General features: G+C 48.3%; 15 protein-coding genes. 4 read left to right on the forward strand and 11 right to left on the reverse strand.

Translation table 11 applies throughout. The features are described 5' to 3' along the window. Positions 1 to 18 precede the first annotated feature (18 nt). The 5 genes from K7B67_RS21950 to K7B67_RS21970 form a co-directional block, all read right to left on the reverse strand. Entirely contained in the window at positions 19 to 639 is a 621-nt protein-coding gene (locus K7B67_RS21950; protein ID WP_252177971.1) for an XTP/dITP diphosphatase, read from the reverse strand. Further along, entirely contained in the window at positions 636 to 1,127 is a 492-nt protein-coding gene (locus K7B67_RS21955) for a DUF4426 domain-containing protein (protein ID WP_252177972.1), read from the reverse strand. The genes K7B67_RS21950 and K7B67_RS21955 overlap by 4 nt, the downstream gene beginning before the upstream one ends. 4 nt (positions 1,128 to 1,131) lie before the next feature. Next, the gene (gene metW / locus K7B67_RS21960; RefSeq protein ID WP_252177973.1) at positions 1,132 to 1,734 is read right to left on the reverse strand and encodes a methionine biosynthesis protein MetW; all 603 of its coding nucleotides are present in this window, start codon (positions 1,732 to 1,734) and stop codon (positions 1,132 to 1,134) included. Further along, complete coding sequence (locus K7B67_RS21965; RefSeq protein WP_252177974.1) at positions 1,731 to 2,888, reverse strand: homoserine O-acetyltransferase; 1,158 nt, start codon at positions 2,886 to 2,888, stop codon at positions 1,731 to 1,733. Before K7B67_RS21965 ends, metW begins: the two co-directional genes overlap by 4 nt. Before the next feature lie 191 nt (positions 2,889 to 3,079). Beyond that, positions 3,080 to 3,307, reverse strand: a complete 228-nt coding sequence (locus K7B67_RS21970; RefSeq protein WP_252177975.1) for a hypothetical protein — start codon at positions 3,305 to 3,307, stop codon at positions 3,080 to 3,082. 509 nt (positions 3,308 to 3,816) lie between these two features. Here K7B67_RS21970 and K7B67_RS21975 point away from each other — a divergent pair. Beyond that, positions 3,817 to 4,050 (forward strand): cell division protein ZapB, encoded by a 234-nt coding sequence (locus K7B67_RS21975; RefSeq protein WP_252177976.1) that lies wholly within the window; start codon positions 3,817 to 3,819, stop codon positions 4,048 to 4,050. A gap of 186 nt (positions 4,051 to 4,236) precedes the next feature. Here K7B67_RS21975 and K7B67_RS21980 read toward each other — a convergent pair whose 3' ends face one another. The 5 genes from K7B67_RS21980 to K7B67_RS22000 all read right to left on the reverse strand — a co-directional run bounded on the left by K7B67_RS21980 (position 4,237) and on the right by K7B67_RS22000 (position 12,581). Continuing rightward, complete coding sequence (locus K7B67_RS21980) at positions 4,237 to 6,138, reverse strand: ATP-binding cassette domain-containing protein (protein WP_252177977.1); 1,902 nt, start codon at positions 6,136 to 6,138, stop codon at positions 4,237 to 4,239. A 433-nt stretch (positions 6,139 to 6,571) separates the two neighbouring features. After that, the gene (locus tag K7B67_RS21985) at positions 6,572 to 7,048 is read right to left on the reverse strand and encodes a hypothetical protein (protein WP_252177978.1); all 477 of its coding nucleotides are present in this window, start codon (positions 7,046 to 7,048) and stop codon (positions 6,572 to 6,574) included. A gap of 574 nt (positions 7,049 to 7,622) precedes the next feature. Further along, positions 7,623 to 8,096 carry a sigma D regulator gene (gene rsd, locus K7B67_RS21990; protein ID WP_252177979.1) on the reverse strand — a complete coding sequence of 158 codons (474 nt, stop codon included), beginning with the start codon at positions 8,094 to 8,096 and terminating at the stop codon, positions 7,623 to 7,625. A 399-nt stretch (positions 8,097 to 8,495) separates the two neighbouring features. Beyond that, positions 8,496 to 10,070 (reverse strand): glutamate--cysteine ligase, encoded by a 1,575-nt coding sequence (gene gshA / locus K7B67_RS21995; protein WP_252177980.1) that lies wholly within the window; start codon positions 10,068 to 10,070, stop codon positions 8,496 to 8,498. Positions 10,071 to 10,244: 174 nt separating this feature from the next. Beyond that, positions 10,245 to 12,581: a Tex family protein gene (locus tag K7B67_RS22000; RefSeq protein WP_252177981.1), complete on the reverse strand. Its 2,337-nt coding sequence runs from the start codon at positions 12,579 to 12,581 to the stop codon at positions 10,245 to 10,247. Positions 12,582 to 12,980: 399 nt separating this feature from the next. On the opposite strand from K7B67_RS22000, the gene ahcY reads away from it, so the two are divergent. The 3 genes from ahcY to K7B67_RS22015 all read left to right on the forward strand — a co-directional run bounded on the left by ahcY (position 12,981) and on the right by K7B67_RS22015 (position 15,815). Continuing rightward, positions 12,981 to 14,378, forward strand: coding sequence for an adenosylhomocysteinase (gene ahcY / locus K7B67_RS22005; protein ID WP_252177982.1), 1,398 nt, complete (start codon positions 12,981 to 12,983; stop codon positions 14,376 to 14,378). Positions 14,379 to 14,440: 62 nt separating this feature from the next. Further along, the gene (gene metF, locus K7B67_RS22010; protein ID WP_252177983.1) at positions 14,441 to 15,292 is read left to right on the forward strand and encodes a methylenetetrahydrofolate reductase [NAD(P)H]; all 852 of its coding nucleotides are present in this window, start codon (positions 14,441 to 14,443) and stop codon (positions 15,290 to 15,292) included. A gap of 115 nt (positions 15,293 to 15,407) precedes the next feature. Next, a complete protein-coding gene (locus tag K7B67_RS22015) occupies positions 15,408 to 15,815 on the forward strand; it encodes a hemerythrin domain-containing protein (protein ID WP_252177984.1) in 408 nt (135 codons plus the stop codon). Positions 15,816 to 15,935: 120 nt separating this feature from the next. Here K7B67_RS22015 and K7B67_RS22020 read toward each other — a convergent pair whose 3' ends face one another. Further along, positions 15,936 to 16,748: a hypothetical protein gene (locus tag K7B67_RS22020; protein WP_252177985.1), complete on the reverse strand. Its 813-nt coding sequence runs from the start codon at positions 16,746 to 16,748 to the stop codon at positions 15,936 to 15,938. Between the last annotated feature and the right edge of the window lie 52 nt (positions 16,749 to 16,800).

Here is a 16,800-nt window from a genome sequence, read left to right on the forward strand (position 1 = left end):
TGCACGGAGAAAAAACCTTCAGGAGCGTTCTTTTAACTGCTCCAGAAGTTGCGCCATGGCTTTTGCCCGGTGGCTGATGCGGTTCTTTTGTTCCCGGCTGAGTTCAGCCGCCGCACAATCCTGATCAGGCACATAAAACAGCGGGTCATAACCAAAACCCTGATCACCTACAGGTGCGTCCAGAATGTAGCCTTCCCAGCGGCCATGACAGATCAGGGGAGTAGGATCTTCTGCATGACGCAGATAGACCAGCACGCTGTGAAAACGTGCGGTTCTTTGCTCTTTGGGCAATCCGTTCAAGCTCTGTAACAGCTTCTGGTTATTCGCTTTATCGGTGGCCTGCTCACCGGCAAAGCGTGCTGAGTAAATACCCGGTTGACCATTGAGGGCATCCACTTCAATCCCGGAATCATCAGCAATGGCTGCAAAACCCGATAGTTTCGCCGCATGTCTGGCCTTGATCAGAGCGTTCTCTACAAAGGTCAGTCCCGTTTCCTCAACAGAGTCGACGTTGAAATCACTTTGTGGAAACACTTCAAAGTCCAGCCCTGAGAGCATCTGCTGAAGCTCAATGAGCTTGCCCTGGTTACCGCTGGCCAATACCACTTTTTTTGGCGCTTTGTTTAGCAACGACTTCATTGGCCACCCTCGTAGAACTTCTGGCTGAACTGAATGGTATGACTCTGACTGGAGCCTTCGAGGCGTATTTTGATGGTGAATTTTAGCGTTTCTTCATTACTGAACCGAAAACCTGCCAGATAATAGACGGCATCACCTTCGTCGATTTCCCTGAATTTCAGAGCAGACTGCTGACCCAGAAGGTTGCTGGTTTTGCCGTCAAAAGAGGCTTTTACCGCCGTGCCTTCTTCACTGTCCCTGACGTTTCTGACAACGATATTGACCAGACCGTTTTTTGGCCCACGTTCGAAACCGTACATCTTGGCCATATCGGGCTCAAGGAATGTGCTGGGGAAGGCACTGTAATACACTTCATAATCACCAAACCGGGCTGGCTCGTCATTGATAACACGGGCTTCAGGTACCGGCGCGGCATAAGCTTGTGAAAAAACGACAAGCGTCAACAGTAGACTGAACAGCCCAAAACGTTGCAGCCATAAACAGGCCATGATTTTACTCTCCTCGAGTCAGATGATAGATAGCCACTTCTCCCATCAGATTGGGCAGCAAGCGGGTTCTCAAGCCGCCCCTGTTGGCACTATCGGTTACCATGCGATTAATGATCTTCAGCTTTTTCTGATGGCAAAGGTCTTCAAAATCCTTAAACGTACAGAAGTGTATATTAGGCGTGTTATACCAGGTATAAGGCATAAATTTGGATACCGGCATTCTACCTTTAGCCGCCAGATACCAGCGGCAACGCCAATGGCCGAAGTTCGGAAAGGTGACAATGCATTCCCGACCCACCCTCAGCATTTCATCCAGTGCTAAATGGGGAAACTGCAAAGCCTGCAGAGCTTGCGTCATAACAACGGTATCAAAGCTTTGATCGCCAAAATTGCTCAGCCCCTGGTCAATGTTTTGCTCAAGAACATTGACGCCCTTCTCAATACACTTCTGGATATTTTGTGGATTAATCTCCAACCCATAACCCCTGACCTGCTTGTTGCTGCTCAGATCTGCCAGCAAAGTGCCTTCACCGCAGGCCAGATCAAGAATACGACTGTCCTGGTCAATCCAGTCACTAATGATGGCAAAATCAACACGAGTGCTCATACAATGGCCTCCCTGCATTCGTCAGCGACTCGTGTCATATAGCTTGAAACAGCATCTACATATCGGGGAATGTTCATCAGGAATGCATCATGGCCCTGGGGAGCATCCACTTCCATATAGGAGACCTGCTTGCCTGCCTTCAGCAATGCATCGGTGATCTCTCTGGAGCGCTCCGGGGAGAAGCGCCAGTCGGTAGTGAATGAAATCAACAAAAAGTGTGCCTTGACCTGAGACAGGGCACAGACAAGGTCATCATTAAACGGGCGAGCCGGATCAAAATAATCCAGGGCCCGAGTCATCAACAAATAGGTGTTGGCATCAAAACTGCCGGAGAAGTTTTCCCCCTGATAGCGAAGATAACTCTCTACCTGAAACTGAACGCCGTAATCAAAACTGTATTCTTTATTTTTGAGTTCACGGCCAAACTTCTGTCCCATGGCATCATCCGACAGGTAGGTAATGTGGCCTACCATTCTGGCTAATCCCAGGCCGTTCCTGGGCAGCGTTCCCGCTTCAAGATATTGCCCGTCCCGAAAGTTTTCATCGGAGCGAATGGCCTGACGGGCCACTTCATTGAAGGCAATATTCTGTGCCGACAGCTTGGGAGCCGAGGCAATCACAATGGCATGACGCACTCGTTCAGGATAAGCCATAGACCAGTAAAGCGCCTGCATACCACCGAGACTGCCACCCACAACAGATGCCCATTGTCGTATACCAAGATGGTCTGCCAGTCTGGCTTGACTCTCAACCCAGTCTTCCACGGTCACTATGGGGAAATCAGAGCCATAACGTTTTCCGGTTTGCGGGTTGATGCTGGTTGGGCCTGTACTGCCATGGCAGCCGCCGAGGTTATTGAGACTGACAACAAAGAAATGCCGGGTATCCAGAGGTTTTCCCGGACCGATAAAATTATCCCACCAGCCAGGCTTGCGATCGTCCAGCGTGTGATAACCTGCCGCATGATGATGGCCACTGAGTGCGTGGCAGATCAAAACACCATTATTCTTTTCGGTATTCAGTTCGCCGTAGGTTTCAATTACCAGGTCATATTCTTTCAGAGTCTGACCGCAACTTAGCTGAAGGGGCTGGTCAAAATGAACCGTTCTCGATGCGACCAGACCCACCGAGTCAGGAGGAATAGTTTCTGGCATAGTTACTTATCTATCACTTGTTACCGTGAAACACTTTTTAGCACGTCGGGTGATGAACAACTGATGGCAATGTCCACAGATTGTCTATCGACATGCAGAATCACCAGGCTGACCACAGTCAGCCCGGAAGCCCGATCTGTATTCATATTCAAAGCGGGGAAGTGTATCTATTTGGTGGGTAGTTGTCAGTATTATCGAGTACGAAGAAAACAACGATCCAGGGCCAACTCCGTCAAAGCCAGCAGATGGCTCAGAAAAACACTTTCCACCTGACGTGAAGAGAAGTAAAGATGCTGATCATGAATGTATTCGTCGACGCTCTGGTTGCAGGTCAGGGAGACGTAAAAAGCCTTCATGGCCTCATCCTTCACGTTGAGAACAGAGACAATCGTTGCGTCGGGTAGTGTCGTTTCGCTCATGCAAAACTCCTTGGGGCATTTCACCCCATCGCACAGGGTCAACGGTTGCCCTGTGCAATTTTGAAAAGCACCAAGATTGCTGGCTGGTTTGAGCAATACTCCGGTAGAACAGGCTAATGGCGCTTATCGCCGCACAAACGTGCTGCCCCGGCTTTAGAAAAGAATCTGGATTAAAGAAGGGCATTAAGCCGGTATCAGACGCCCGGTTAGTACATGATGCTAGTCGTCTTTAAAGCATTTCAAAGGCGGTGGATTCACATCAGAACCGAGTCGTAAACATGCGTTTTTCACTCGCGTTCTTTTGTCATCACCTCGCAAGTATAGCCTGCATATACGTAACTTATCTGAACTTAGCCTGAAGTATGTGCTATCGTAGAGCCAGTGTAAAAGCCACCCTGAATTTTGCACACCAGCCCGCCAGACTAATGCTTTCAAAACAGGCAGGCAGCTGTCGGTTACAGACCGGCTGATTTCGTCCAAACTATTTCCTGGTGAAAAAAGTAACAGTTATGTCTATCGAATCCTTAGGCCAACTAGAGAACAAACTTCAGAATCTGATCGACAAACTTGAGCTCACTCGAATGGAGCTTGAAGAGTTGCGTTCGACCAATACCCGCCTGGAAGATGAAAATACTCATCTCAAGCAGGAACTGAGCTCCTGGAGTGACAGGGTGGGTAGCCTGCTGGGCAAACTGGACAGTGTATCTGATGAAGCTGAAGAAGTAGCCTACGAGCAGGCATAAAAGGTCATCAGTCAGATTCATGCCCCCTACTTAGGGAGTGTGCAGCTATGCATGCCCAGCTATACACGTCCAGCAAAGCCGTGCTGTCTGGTTGTTGTTTTGCCAGACAGCCCAACAGAGATCGTGTGTAGGGTGTTGCGCTCAGCTGCATCAGGAACCTGGTCGTCGTCAGGCGTCGGCTGGCGTTTACTCGTTTTCCAGCGCTTCAAGTTGCTCCAGCGCCTCCATCCACTCTTCTTCGGTGTCAGCGATACTTTTCTTGTATTGAGTCTGCTGGTCCAGCAATAATTTCAAACGCTCTTTTTCTGAAGGTTCGTAGAGCTTTGGGTTGACCAGTTCCGATTCTACCTCAGCCAGCAATGTTTGCTGTTTCTCCAGTTTTTGCTCCAGAGAGTCTACTTTCTTTTTCATGGGTCTGAGCTGCTTACGACGTTCCGCATCCAGACGCTTCTGTTCTTTGCGGGCTTGTGCCGAGTGAGCCGGTTGTAAGGTTTCAGAAACGGTTTCTGATTTTTCTTTCTGGCGCTGCTGAGTTAACCAGACGCCATAATCTTCCAGATCCCCTTCGAAGGCTTCGACCCGGCCATCATAAACCAGCAAAAGATCATCTGTGGTGCTGCGCAGGAGATTACGATCGTGGGATACCAGTATCATGGCTCCTTCGAATGTTTGTAGAGCCATGGTCAAAGCATGACGCATTTCCAGGTCAAGATGGTTAGTCGGTTCATCCAGCAACAATAAGTTGGGCTTTTGCCAGGCTACTATGGCCAGAGCCAGTCTCGCCTGTTCACCACCAGAAAAACCTGCAATGGTTTCCAAAGCCTTGTCACCATGAAAACCAAAGCCACCCAGGAAATCTCTCAACTCCTGTTCCCGGGCTTCAGGCGACATTCGTTGTAAATGGAGCAGGGGGCTGGCGGCAGCATCGAGTTTTTCTAATTGATGTTGGGCGAAGTACCCGATTTTCAGGTGTTCTCCGTCATGCCTCTGGCCAGCGATCAGGGGTAGCTCTCCTGCCAGTGTCCGAATCAGGGTCGATTTGCCCGCACCATTGGCTCCCAGCAAACCGATGCGACTGCCGGGCAGGATATTCAGTTTCAGCCTGATCAGGGTATTGCCCTCATAACCCAGCTCTGCCCTGTCCAGGGTCAACAGTGGTGAAGACATTTTTTCAGGATCAGGAAAACTGAAGCGAAAAGGGGAATCGACATGGGCTGGCGCTATTTCTTCCAGCCTGGCCAGCGCTTTTAAGCGGCTCTGTGCCTGTTTGGCCTTGGCCGCCTTGGCACGAAACCGCTCAACGAACTTCTCCATGTGAGCGCGCTGCTTTTGTTGTTTTTCAAAGGCAACTTGTTGTTGCTGAAGACGCTCAGAGCGCATGCGTTCAAAAGCAGAATAATTGCCACGATAGGTGTTCAGCTTCTGATGTTCAATGTGAAGGGTGATATCAATCACGGCATCCAGAAAATCACGGTCGTGAGAGATAATGATCAGTGTGCCCTGATAACGTTTAAGAAAGCTTTCGAGCCAGACAATGGCATCCAGATCCAAATGGTTGGTTGGCTCATCAAGGAACAGCAAATCGGAAGGACACATGAGGGTGCGTGCCAGATTCAGTCTCATTCTCCAGCCACCGGAGAAATCTTTTACGCTACGGTCGATTTGTTCATCAGAAAATCCAAGACCATGGAGCAATTGTTCGGCACGGGCGTGCGCTGTATAGCCATCTGCCTGGAGCAGCTTTTCGTGAAGCTCTGCAAGCTCGCTGTGCGCTTCATCTCGTTCGGCACACTCAATGGCTTTTTCTATCGTTCGAAGTGTCTCATCACCATCCAACACATAATCAATGGCTTTCTGATCCAGGGCCAGAACTTCCTGGGCCATATGAGCAATCCCCCGACCGGCATCGAGGCTGACCTCACCTTTATCTGGTTGCAGGTTACCCATAATCAGGGCCAGCAAGCTCGACTTGCCACACCCATTGGCACCTACCAATCCAACATGCTGACCGTGATGAATGATTGCGCTGCTTTCTTCCAGCAAAATCTTGCCAGAGCGCAGTAAACTGACTGAGTTCAAATTAATCATGCGTGCATTATAAACAGTGTTTCACTGGCATTCCTAAGGGAATATGCGTTTCGAGATGAGCATTCAGGAAAGGTTACTTCCAACATTAGTCGCGGGGTTCTCCATCCTTTTGCGAAGCAATAGGGTGGAGGGGGATAGCGAGCAAGGCGCTAGCCTTGCCCTGTATACTGGTCACTGAAGAAAAAGACACTGAAAGAGCGGGTGCATCAATGCGAAGTCTGTGGTTGAATGAGTTGGGGTCGGAAACCGGCCTACACAGAGCTTGCTCTGTAAAACCACCACCAAATCTTTAGAATTGGTGGTGGTAGTTTATAAAAGTGGCAACTGATTCATTGCCACAAGGAAGTACTCGCAGGTAGCTGGCGAGAGGGAGACAGATATTTGGAATTATTGCAGGAGAGGGAACCCTCTCCTGCAGATACTGCTGTAGCGATCAGCGCTTGGCGCTTTTCTTAGCTGGCGCCTTCTTCTTGGCTGGAGCCTTTTTAGCAGTAGCCTTGCGAGCAGTAGCCTTCTTCGTGGCTACCGCTTTTTTGGCAGGTGCTTTACGGGCTGGTGCCTTTTTCTTGGCTGGAGCCTTACGAGCTGGAGCCTTTTTCTTGGCAGTGGTTTTTTTCGCTACGGTTTTCTTTTTAGCAGCGGCTTTCTTGGCGGGTGCTTTTTTAGCGGGAGCCTTTTTCTTGGCAGCGGCTTTAGCTTTTGTCTTTGCCTTCTTCAAAGACTCTTTAGCCTTATCCAGCTTTTTCTTGAGAGCTTCAACTTCTTTTTCCAGCTTCTTGACTGGATCTACCTTGCGGGTGGTTTTCTTAGCTGCAGTTTTTTTAGCAGCCGGTTTTTTAACTGCCGGTTTTTTAACTGCTGGTTTTTTAGCAGCCTTCTTGGCGGCTGGCTTCCTTTTAGCTACAGGCATTTAGTCGTCCCTCGTCATTGCCCTTAGAAGTACTTCGGTATAAAAGCTGAATAATTTATATCCAGTTTTAATTAGAAAATAGAGTGCTTATCACACGACTGCAAATTTTTTTGTACATTTTTTTTAATAAAATGTCATTTTTTTCCTTCAGGAAAAATGTGTCGTCTTTCGTTTTATTTTTGGTGGAAGCCATTTTACCCTTAAATTTCAGGCATTTTTGTAAAACTAATGTTCCATAACACGTGCTATCTCTTAACGTTTGCACAAAGAGGGAAAAACGATCGTACCAAGAAAAAAATGTGATCCTTGCTGTGTCGAGCTAAGCGACGTTGACACTGAACCAGGTCATCAAAAAGGCTGGGCTGAGGGCTTGCAACAGATGTCCAAGGCTCTGTTCGAGAACTTTATATTCCTCGAAGAATTGGACCTGATCGGATGCTGACTTTCAAAGGAGAGTTGTCGAGTGTTAAAAAAACTCACAGAAAAACAAGGGAAAAAGAGCCTGGCAACTCATCGTAAACTGAGCGGTTTACTTCGCACTGCTGGCAGATATGCAAACTATCCGCCAGCAGTATTACTGCTGCGAAGAGAGCAGCTCTCTGTGGGATTCGTGAAGCATTTCAATCATCTGGTCTTCCAGAGAAAACCGCTCTTCCAGAGCTTCGCCCAGGTCGGACAGGTGGGTTTGTAACATGGTGATACTGCTGAGGGACTCACAACCATCGTTAAAATCCAGACAAACCTGTGTATTTTTTTCCAGCTTGGGCAGAATAGATTGCACCCTTTCTACTCCCCCATCATTAAAATCAATACCTTCCTGAATCAGTTGTTCGTAGACTTCGAAGTGGCCGGCTGAAACATAATCAACCAGAATCTGACACATCTCTTTCAATTTGTTTGCAATAGGCCTTTTATCTTCGTGAAATTGATTCACTCCATTGACTGAACAGTAGAGAACGATCAGTGACTGTCGCTCGTTAAGCCAGCGGTCAATGATCTCTGATACTCCACCCCAACGTTCTCTGGCCGTTTTGCACCCCTCCAGCATGACTATTCCTCTTGGTTTGGATCTCATCTACTCGAAATGAGATCGCTTTATCGCGCCTTGGAAATGACGACTCAGTTGCTAGGTTATGACAGTGAATTTTTTGCGGCAAGAGGTAATTTCAATTTACTGTAAATTTCGATCTTGGTTATATTTGGACACTCGCACCAAAAGTCGTTTTTTTCGGGGTTTTTAGGGTTTTTTAATTCTATTAAAGCTAAGCAAGTCAGCTTTGATTAAAAAAGATTATTTAAGAAATCAGTTAAAAAAACAGCACCTCGCCCTCATGCGCTGAGCTACAAGCTCACTCAAAAACACAAAGGCCACTGCTTGCCCGAACGAAAAGGCAAAAAGAGCAACCGATTTTTCGCAGGGACTGACCATCGATTGCATAAAACAACATTATTCAGATTCAAAATAGTGTTTCAAAAACGCATCAAAATCCATGGTATCTGACGTTTTTAACCGCTCCTGATCTTCTCTTGATTCTGTGGCTATACGTCCAAAATACTCTAGCCTTTCCGGGTCGATATCTCGCTGGCTGAAATAACGGGAGTGGATCTGGGACTGTTTGAGCATCCAATCAATATAATTATCGCCACTGCTTTTCAGCGCCTGCAGGATTCTGGCTGAGGGTGTGCATTCTGAATTTAACAGCTTCTCTCTCTGCTCAACCAGGGATTCGGTGAATAGGTTGGAGTCATTGGCCTGATCCAGCATCCGGGCAACGGGCACCATTTTGTCGATTAAACTCATGCCCCAGTCAGTCAGAGTGACCGGCCCCTGCTCATTATTTAACTCCAGTCCGGGACGTCTTCCTTCTGAAACCGTTCGGGCAAAGTTTTCAGTCAATCTCTGGCACTCTGCATGATCTATTTCAGGACTGTCCATCAGGGCGGTAAATACCAGAAACACATCCAGAAATGCAGCATCAACCACAGACAACCCTAGCGGCTCCATGGGATTGATGTCCATGCAGCGCACTTCAACATATTCAACGCCATGGTTCGATAATGCGGACAGGGGTTTCTCACCCCGTTTAGCAATTCGCTTGGGCCGAATATTGCTGTAATACTCGTTCTCTATCTGGAGAAGATTGGTATTCAGCTGCAGATAACGATCATCCTTTTTGAGCCCGATTTTTTCATAAGGCCGATAGGGGGTTTTAATCGCTTTGGTAAGACTGGAAACGTACTCTCCAAGCGTGTTGTAACAAACACTCAGGGATGATTGAGCGTTATTGGTATAACCCAGGTCACTCATTCTCAAAGACGTTGCCCAGGGCAAATACAAGGTGTCTTCATCCAGTTGTGCCAGTGATTCGCAGGATCTTTCCTGAGTAAAGAAACTCTTGCTCACTGCGGGAGAAGCGCCAAACAGATACATCAGCAGCCAGGAATAACGACGAAAGTTTCTGATCATTGCCAGGTAGGATTCTGACTGGAACTCCTTCAGAGAAGGACTCGCAGACTCAGCGTCAGACAACAGTTGCCAGAGCGATTCCGGCAAAGAGAAGTTGTAATGAATACCAGCAATCGTTTGCATGGCCTTCCCATAACGATGCGCCAGCCCTTCGCGGTAGACAGATTTCATTTTGCCTGAATTGGAGTCACCATAACGGGCAATGGGAATACTCTGTTCGCCTTCCAGCAAAGCGGGCATGCTGCCTGCCCAGAGTAATTCGCCATTAAGATTTTTGCAGGTGTAGCTATGGAGCTCTTCCAGAAACTTCATAACATCTTCCAGCTTGCAGTGAACCGGAGTAATGAACTCGAGCAAGGCTTCAGAGTAGTCCGTCGTGATATAAGGGTGCGTCAGGGTTTTACCTAGCACCTCTGGATGAGAACACTGTGACAACCGTGCGTCAGCCGATACCCGCAACCCTTCACGTTCGATTCCGTGTCGTATACCACTGAGCAGGTTTTGGTTGGACGACTGCTGTAGTAGGTGCAGACGACTCTCGTACTGGTTAGTCAAAATACAATCCCAATCCAGGTGGCGTTTTCTAAGGAGCCTGTGAGCAGTGCAGAAGGCAGTAATCATTTTCCGGGAAGGACTATATAACGTTAGAATCTTCCTTGCACCTATCGAAGGCTGCGAAAGCTTTCAGATGGTGAGCAGCCCCCCTCGGAGGCTGCTCCTTTGACTCACTTACTTTCTCAGCTTTTTAGCATTGGCAAACAGGTCAGCAAAAGAGCCGGCAGACTGCTCTTTTTTAGCCTGATGGTTGTTTCTTTTGCCACCACGATGCTGAGGCTTGGTGTTACCAGAACGTTCACCACGAGGTTGTTGTCTGGCCTGTGCCACTTCTTCCGCCTTGTCACTCATGCGCATGGAGAGCCCAATACGCTTGCGCTGGACGTCTACTTCCATCACTTTGACTTTGACGATATCACCGGCCTTCACCACTTCAGCAGGATCTTTTACGAAGGTATTGGACAGCGCAGAAATATGCACCAGACCATCCTGATGAACACCGACATCAACAAAAGCACCAAAGTTGGTGACGTTGGTGACAACGCCTTCCAGCTCCATGTTGAGCTTCAGGTCACTGATTTTTTCAACGCCTTCCTGGAATTCCGGCGCCTTGAATTCCGGGCGGGGGTCGCGTCCGGGCTTATCCAGTTCTGAAATAATGTCGGTCACAGTGGGCAAACCAAAGGTTTCATCCGTGAAGGTTTTTGGATCCAGGGACCTCAGGAACAGAGAGTCACCGATCAGACCTTGAACCGCACGCTCGGACTGACGGGCGATCTTCTCCACAATCGGATAAGACTCAGGGTGAACCGCCGAAGCATCGAGAGGGTTTTCGCCATTCATGACGCGCAGGAAGCCCGCAGCCTGTTCAAAGGCTTTAGGGCCAAAACGACCTACTTTCCTGAGTGTTTCACGATCAGCAAACACACCGTTCTGGTCACGGAAGGCAACGATGTTATCAGCCAGCGTTCTGTTGAGACCGGAGACACGGGTCAGCAAAGCACTGGACGCTGTGTTGACATCAACCCCGACAGCATTTACACAATCTTCAACCACCGCTTCCAGGGAGCGTGACAACTGAGTCTGGCTGACATCGTGCTGATACTGACCAACACCGATGGCTTTAGGTTCAATCTTAACCAGCTCAGCCAGTGGGTCCTGTAGACGACGGGCAATGGATACCGCACCACGGATAGAAACATCCAGGTCAGGGAATTCACGAGCTGCCAGTTCAGAAGCAGAATAAACCGAGGCACCGGCTTCACTGACGACAATTTTGGTCAAACCCAGTTTTGGATAAGCTCTCATCAGTTCAGCGACGAGACGATCCGTTTCACGAGACGCGGTACCGTTACCAATACTGACCAGCTCGACACCGTGGGTCAGGCAAAGTGTTGCCAGGGTGCCCAGGGCTTCTTTCCATTGACGCTGAGGCGCATGGGGGAAGATGGTGGTGTGTTCTACCAGTTTGCCCGTGGCGTCGACGACGGCCACTTTGACTCCCGTACGCAGACCCGGATCAAGACCCAGGGTGGGACGCAGACCGGCAGGGGCTGCCAAAAGCAGATCTTTGAGGTTTTTGGCAAACACTTTGATCGCTTCTTCTTCTGCAGTTTCACGCACCCGGGTCATCAAGTCCGTTTCAAGCTGGGTCAGGAGTTTTACTCTCCAGGTCCAGCGTACGACATCTTTAAGCCACTTGTCCGCGGCTCTGCCCTGATCGGCAATGTCCCAGTGATCAGCAATAACTTTTTCGCAGGGGTGGGTTTCCAGACGTGACTCAGGCTCGTTCTCAAGACGAATATTAGACTGGAGCACGCCTTCATTACGGCCACGGAAAATAGCCAGGGCACGATGAGAAGGCACCTGTTTGATCGGCTCATCATGCTCAAAGTAATCCCGGAATTTCGCCCCCTCTTCTTCCTTGCCTGCAATACCCCGGCTGGAAAGAATACCCTCATTCCAGAGCATATCCCTCAGTTTACCCAGCAGTTCAGCGTCTTCACTGAACCTTTCCATCAGAATGTAGCGTGCGCCTTCCAGTGCTGCCTTAGTGTCAGCAATGCCTTTGTCGGCATTAACAAAATCGACAGCGACCGCTTCCGGATCGGTATCCGGCTCGTTGAACAGTCGATCAGCCAGTGGCTCCAGACCGGCTTCAATCGCGATTTGACCTTTGGTACGCCGCTTCGGTTTGTAGGGAAGATAAAGATCTTCAAGCCGGGTTTTAGTGTCCGCAGCACGAATATCCTTTTCCAGTTCCGGTGTCAGTTTCTCCTGATCGCGAATGCTGTTCAGAACCGTTTCACGCCGCTCTTCCAGTTCACGAAGATACCGCAGACGCTCTTCCAGCGTACGCAGCTGGGTGTCATCAAGAGCACCGGTAACTTCTTTACGGTAACGGGCAATAAAAGGGACGGTAGCGCCATCGTCCAGCAGTGCAACCGCACTGGTGACTTGTGCTGTACGAACGTTCAGCTCTTCAGCGATACGCTGAAAGATGATCTCCATAAAATCCACTCAATGTTAGATTTGAATTATCGAATACGATGCAAACTATTCGCACCACTGGAGCAGGCTTCTGGATCAAAGTCCTGAAAACCGTTTCTGCTCCCAAAAAGCGTGGCCATACCTGCAATAGTCAGCCACTTCATGAATCCGGATGGCGAATTATAACGGATGGCGCTGAGTTGTCTTCCTTTCTGTGCAGATGGCTATACCTCAATCTGTCAAACGACCATAACGACCTCACCTGCTTCAAGGATCGACGGTCAATGATTTTAATCTGTCGCCCGTCATTCTCACTGTATTCTTTATTCAAAATCTATATCAAAAAAAATTGATATAGATTAAGACGGCTGTTAGACTTCGGCCTGTCTTTCGGTAAGTACGCATAACAGGATTTTACCCATGAGCGCCACTCCTGCAGCTGTTGAGAGCTTTACTGACTATCGGGTTGCCGACATTTCCCTGGCCCAATGGGGTCGCCGCGAAATCCAGATAGCTGAAGGTGAAATGCCTGCCCTGATGGCTATCCGCCAGAAGTACCATGACCAGCAGCCTCTGAAAGGGGCGAAGATCATGGGCTGCATCCACATGACCATCCAAACCGCTGTACTGATTGAAACTCTGATCGATCTCGGGGCCGACGTTCGCTGGTCTTCCTGTAACATCTTCTCTACCCAGGATCACGCGGCTGCGGCCATCGCTGCTGCGGGTATTCCTGTATTCGCCTGGAAGGGGGAGACGGAAGAAGAATTCTGGTGGTGCATTGAACAAACCATTCTGACCGAAGGTGGCCAGCCCTGGGATGCCAATATGATTCTGGACGACGGTGGTGACCTGACTCTGATGCTACACGACAAGTATCCTGAAATTCTGGATAACATCCACGGTATTTCTGAAGAGACCACCACCGGAGTACATCGGCTGCTGGAAATGCTGGAAAAAGGTACTCTGAAAGTACCGGCAATCAACGTTAACGACGCCGTTACCAAAAGCAAGAACGACAATAAATACGGCTGTCGTCATTCATTGAATGATGCTATCAAGCGGGGTACAGATCACTTGCTGGCAGGCAAAAAAGCCCTGGTGATTGGTTATGGCGATGTTGGTAAAGGATCTGCGGCTTCCCTGCGTCAGGAAGGCATGATCGTAAAGGTGACCGAGATTGATCCTATCTGTGCCATGCAGGCCTGCATGGACGGTTTTGAAGTGGTTTCTCCCTACATTAACGGTGTCAACGAAGGCACGGCTGCCAGCATCAACAAGGAATTGCTCGGCACTACCGATCTGCTGGTAACCAGTACCGGTAATTTACACGTCTGTGACCGGGAAATGTTGAAGGCGCTGAAGAGCAGCTGTGTGGTCTGCAATATCGGTCACTTTGATACGGAAATTGATACGGCGTTCATGAGAGAGACATGGGAGTGGGAAGAAGTGAAACCTCAGGTCCACAAGATCTGGCGTGACAAGGGCAGCAACGACCATCTGATTCTGCTCTCTGAAGGTCGTCTGGTCAATCTGGGTAATGCCACCGGCCATCCATCCCGTATTATGGATGGTTCGTTTGCCAACCAGGTTCTGGCCCAGATTCATCTGTATCAAGAAGGCTTTGCTCACCTGCCCGCTGCCGAGAAGGCTGAAAACCTGTATGTGAAGGTTCTGCCCAAGCAGCTGGATGAAGAGGTGGCCCTTTACATGGTTCAAGGCTTTGGCGGGGTGATTACCCAGCTGACCGAACAGCAGGCAGACTACATCAATGTTGCTGTGGAAGGTCCATTCAAGGCGGATGAGTATAAGTACTGATCAGCAGGAGCCTGTGCTTCTGTACAGGCTCACAGGAACAGAGATGAAGGTTGTGACGAACGATGACAACGAACAATAAAAAGCTGACCATCAGCTTTGAGTTTTTTCCGACCAAAACGGAAGAGGGTGCTAAAAAGCTCGCTCAGACAGCGATTGAACTCTCCCAATGCCAGCCAGATTTTTTCTCTGTGACCTATGGTGCTGGTGGTTCCACCCGTGAGCGAACCTTCGATACCGTAATGGGCGTTCGCAATAGCACCGATATTCCCACTGCGCCTCACCTCTCCTGTGTGGGCGACAGCAAAGCCCGGTTAAAAGAACTGCTGGAGCTGTACCAGCGTCAGGGGATTAATCGCATTGTTGCTTTGCGCGGCGATCTGCCATCGGGTATGGGGCGTTCGAACGGTGAATTGCAGTACGCTAACGAACTGGTGGAATTTATCCGCGCCGAAACCGGAGACCACTTTCATCTGGAAGTCGCCGCTTATCCGGAAGCTCACCCTCAGGCGCAAAACTTTGAAGCGGATCTGGTTCACTTTAAACGCAAGGTCGATGCGGGGGCCAGTTCAGCCATTACCCAGTATTTCTTTAATGCGGACAGCTATTTTTATTTTGTCGATCGTGCCAGGAGCCTGGGGATTGATCTGCCGATTATTCCGGGCATTATGCCTATCACCAACTACACCCGTTTAGCTCGTTTCTCTGATGCCTGTGGCGCCGAAATTCCACGCTGGATTCGCAAGCAGCTGGAAGCCTACGGTGACGATATCGACAGCATCAAACAGTTTGGTGAAGAAGTGGTCACCCGGATGTGTGAAAGGCTCATTGAGCAGGGCGTTCCGGGGTTGCATTTCTATGCCCTGAATCAGGCTGAACCTTCCAAAGCCATCTGTCACAATCTCAAAATGCTTTGATAACCCTGTGGCCAGAGTGCTTTAGGATGGGACGAAGCACTTTGATGATTTAAGAGATATATGGGAGTGACGATCTAAACTATTAGAAACCATTACGTTCAAGGAGTGAACACCCATGTCTCAGTTAATTCAGGAATTCAAAAAAGAACATGCGCAAATCAGTGACTTACTTTTACAAGCTCGTGAAGTGGGTGTTGATAACCAGGAAGGACGGGATTTGATCCTTTCAGCTAAAAAGATGCTCCTGGCTCATTTAAACAAAGAAGATAAGTACCTTTATCCCGTACTGAGAGAAGCCGCCGAGAATGATGAGCGCCTGAAATCTACCCTGACTGACTATGCGCTGGATATGGATAAGATTTCTGCCAAAGTGATGGTTTTTTTCAACCTGTATGAAAATTACGATAACACTAACGAAAACTTTCAGCAGGACTGCAACAACATTATCAAAGCGCTGAGCAAGCGGATTACTAAGGAAGAAGCGATTCTCTACAAAACTTACGATGAAATCAAAGATGCCTGAAACCACCGGCTCAAATGATCGACTGGTTCTCAGTCGATCATTCTTTTCCAGAAGAATATAAATCCAGGCAACATGACACTAAAATCATCCGATGGATGACAAATGGCATAAACCCTAATCTTAAATACGAAATCTGTTAAAAATGATCTGACTCATGGGTAAAATATCTTCATCGTCGGCAGACACCTTACTAATTTGTTTTTGTAATGATTCTTTTTCATCAGGAAGCTCGCTATCCGTCATCTCGTAGTGAAGCATCAAAATACTGTGCAAAAAGTTGAGACCTTCTACGCTCAAGCAATTGATTGCACGAGTCTTGAATAGTTTGTCATTTTCCGATACCTCATCCACATCAATAAAATTCAGCTTTGCACAGGCACAAACAAATTTATATAAAAAGCCTTTTTCACCTAATTGCGCTTTTAGTTTTTCGTTACCGACTATTGAACCTTCAACCTCATCAAAAAGAGCGCGCATTGCCAGGCCCAAATCATCTGGACTGGCCTTGCGACCTTCAGCAATTGAAAACGCTTTAAAAACAGTAGCGTCCAACTCAATAAGGATCTCCATTAACTCACTGGTCAATGCTTTGGCTTTATCGGAGGAAAGGTCTTCGATACCAGCACCTCTTTCAACCAGATTTTCCAGAAAGTCATTCATTAACGATCTTGCTTTGTGCTCATTTCGTTCAAGGTGCCAGTAATGAAGCCTGGTCTTCACACTCCAGGGATTGGTTTTGCGTTTATAAATAGACTGATTAAATGCCAAATCGGTCCTGGGGGATTTTTTGACTTTGTCCAAAACCGTTGTTAGCCCTTCAAGAACGTGAACCAGTTTGCCAAAAATCTTCCCATATAATTTTTTACAATCGTTTTTAAAGCCGGAAAGACTTAAATGACTTGCAGCAAAAGACTTAACACCTTCAAAACTCACAAAACACCTCCATGCCAAAAAAGCATCATATTTAATGTCTTATTTGGTTAAC

The organism is Endozoicomonas sp. 4G (assembly GCF_023822025.1).
Lineage (GTDB): Bacteria > Pseudomonadota > Gammaproteobacteria > Pseudomonadales > Endozoicomonadaceae > Endozoicomonas_A.

What these genes read in the sequence shown, in the direction of transcription:
- K7B67_RS21950 (WP_252177971.1), bottom strand. Translation starts at nt 639, where the DNA reads ATGAAGTCGTTGCTAAACAAAGCGCCAAAAAAAGTGGTATTGGCCAGC.
- K7B67_RS21955 (WP_252177972.1), bottom strand. Translation starts at nt 1,127, where the DNA reads ATGGCCTGTTTATGGCTGCAACGTTTTGGGCTGTTCAGTCTACTGTTG.
- metW (WP_252177973.1), bottom strand. Translation starts at nt 1,734, where the DNA reads ATGAGCACTCGTGTTGATTTTGCCATCATTAGTGACTGGATTGACCAG.
- K7B67_RS21965 (WP_252177974.1), bottom strand. Translation starts at nt 2,888, where the DNA reads ATGCCAGAAACTATTCCTCCTGACTCGGTGGGTCTGGTCGCATCGAGA.
- K7B67_RS21970 (WP_252177975.1), bottom strand. Translation starts at nt 3,307, where the DNA reads ATGAGCGAAACGACACTACCCGACGCAACGATTGTCTCTGTTCTCAAC.
- K7B67_RS21975 (WP_252177976.1), top strand. Translation starts at nt 3,817, where the DNA reads ATGTCTATCGAATCCTTAGGCCAACTAGAGAACAAACTTCAGAATCTG.
- K7B67_RS21980 (WP_252177977.1), bottom strand. Translation starts at nt 6,138, where the DNA reads ATGATTAATTTGAACTCAGTCAGTTTACTGCGCTCTGGCAAGATTTTG.
- K7B67_RS21985 (WP_252177978.1), bottom strand. Translation starts at nt 7,048, where the DNA reads ATGCCTGTAGCTAAAAGGAAGCCAGCCGCCAAGAAGGCTGCTAAAAAA.
- rsd (WP_252177979.1), bottom strand. Translation starts at nt 8,096, where the DNA reads ATGCTGGAGGGGTGCAAAACGGCCAGAGAACGTTGGGGTGGAGTATCA.
- K7B67_RS22000 (WP_252177981.1), bottom strand. Translation starts at nt 12,581, where the DNA reads ATGGAGATCATCTTTCAGCGTATCGCTGAAGAGCTGAACGTTCGTACA.
- ahcY (WP_252177982.1), top strand. Translation starts at nt 12,981, where the DNA reads ATGAGCGCCACTCCTGCAGCTGTTGAGAGCTTTACTGACTATCGGGTT.
- metF (WP_252177983.1), top strand. Translation starts at nt 14,441, where the DNA reads ATGACAACGAACAATAAAAAGCTGACCATCAGCTTTGAGTTTTTTCCG.
- K7B67_RS22015 (WP_252177984.1), top strand. Translation starts at nt 15,408, where the DNA reads ATGTCTCAGTTAATTCAGGAATTCAAAAAAGAACATGCGCAAATCAGT.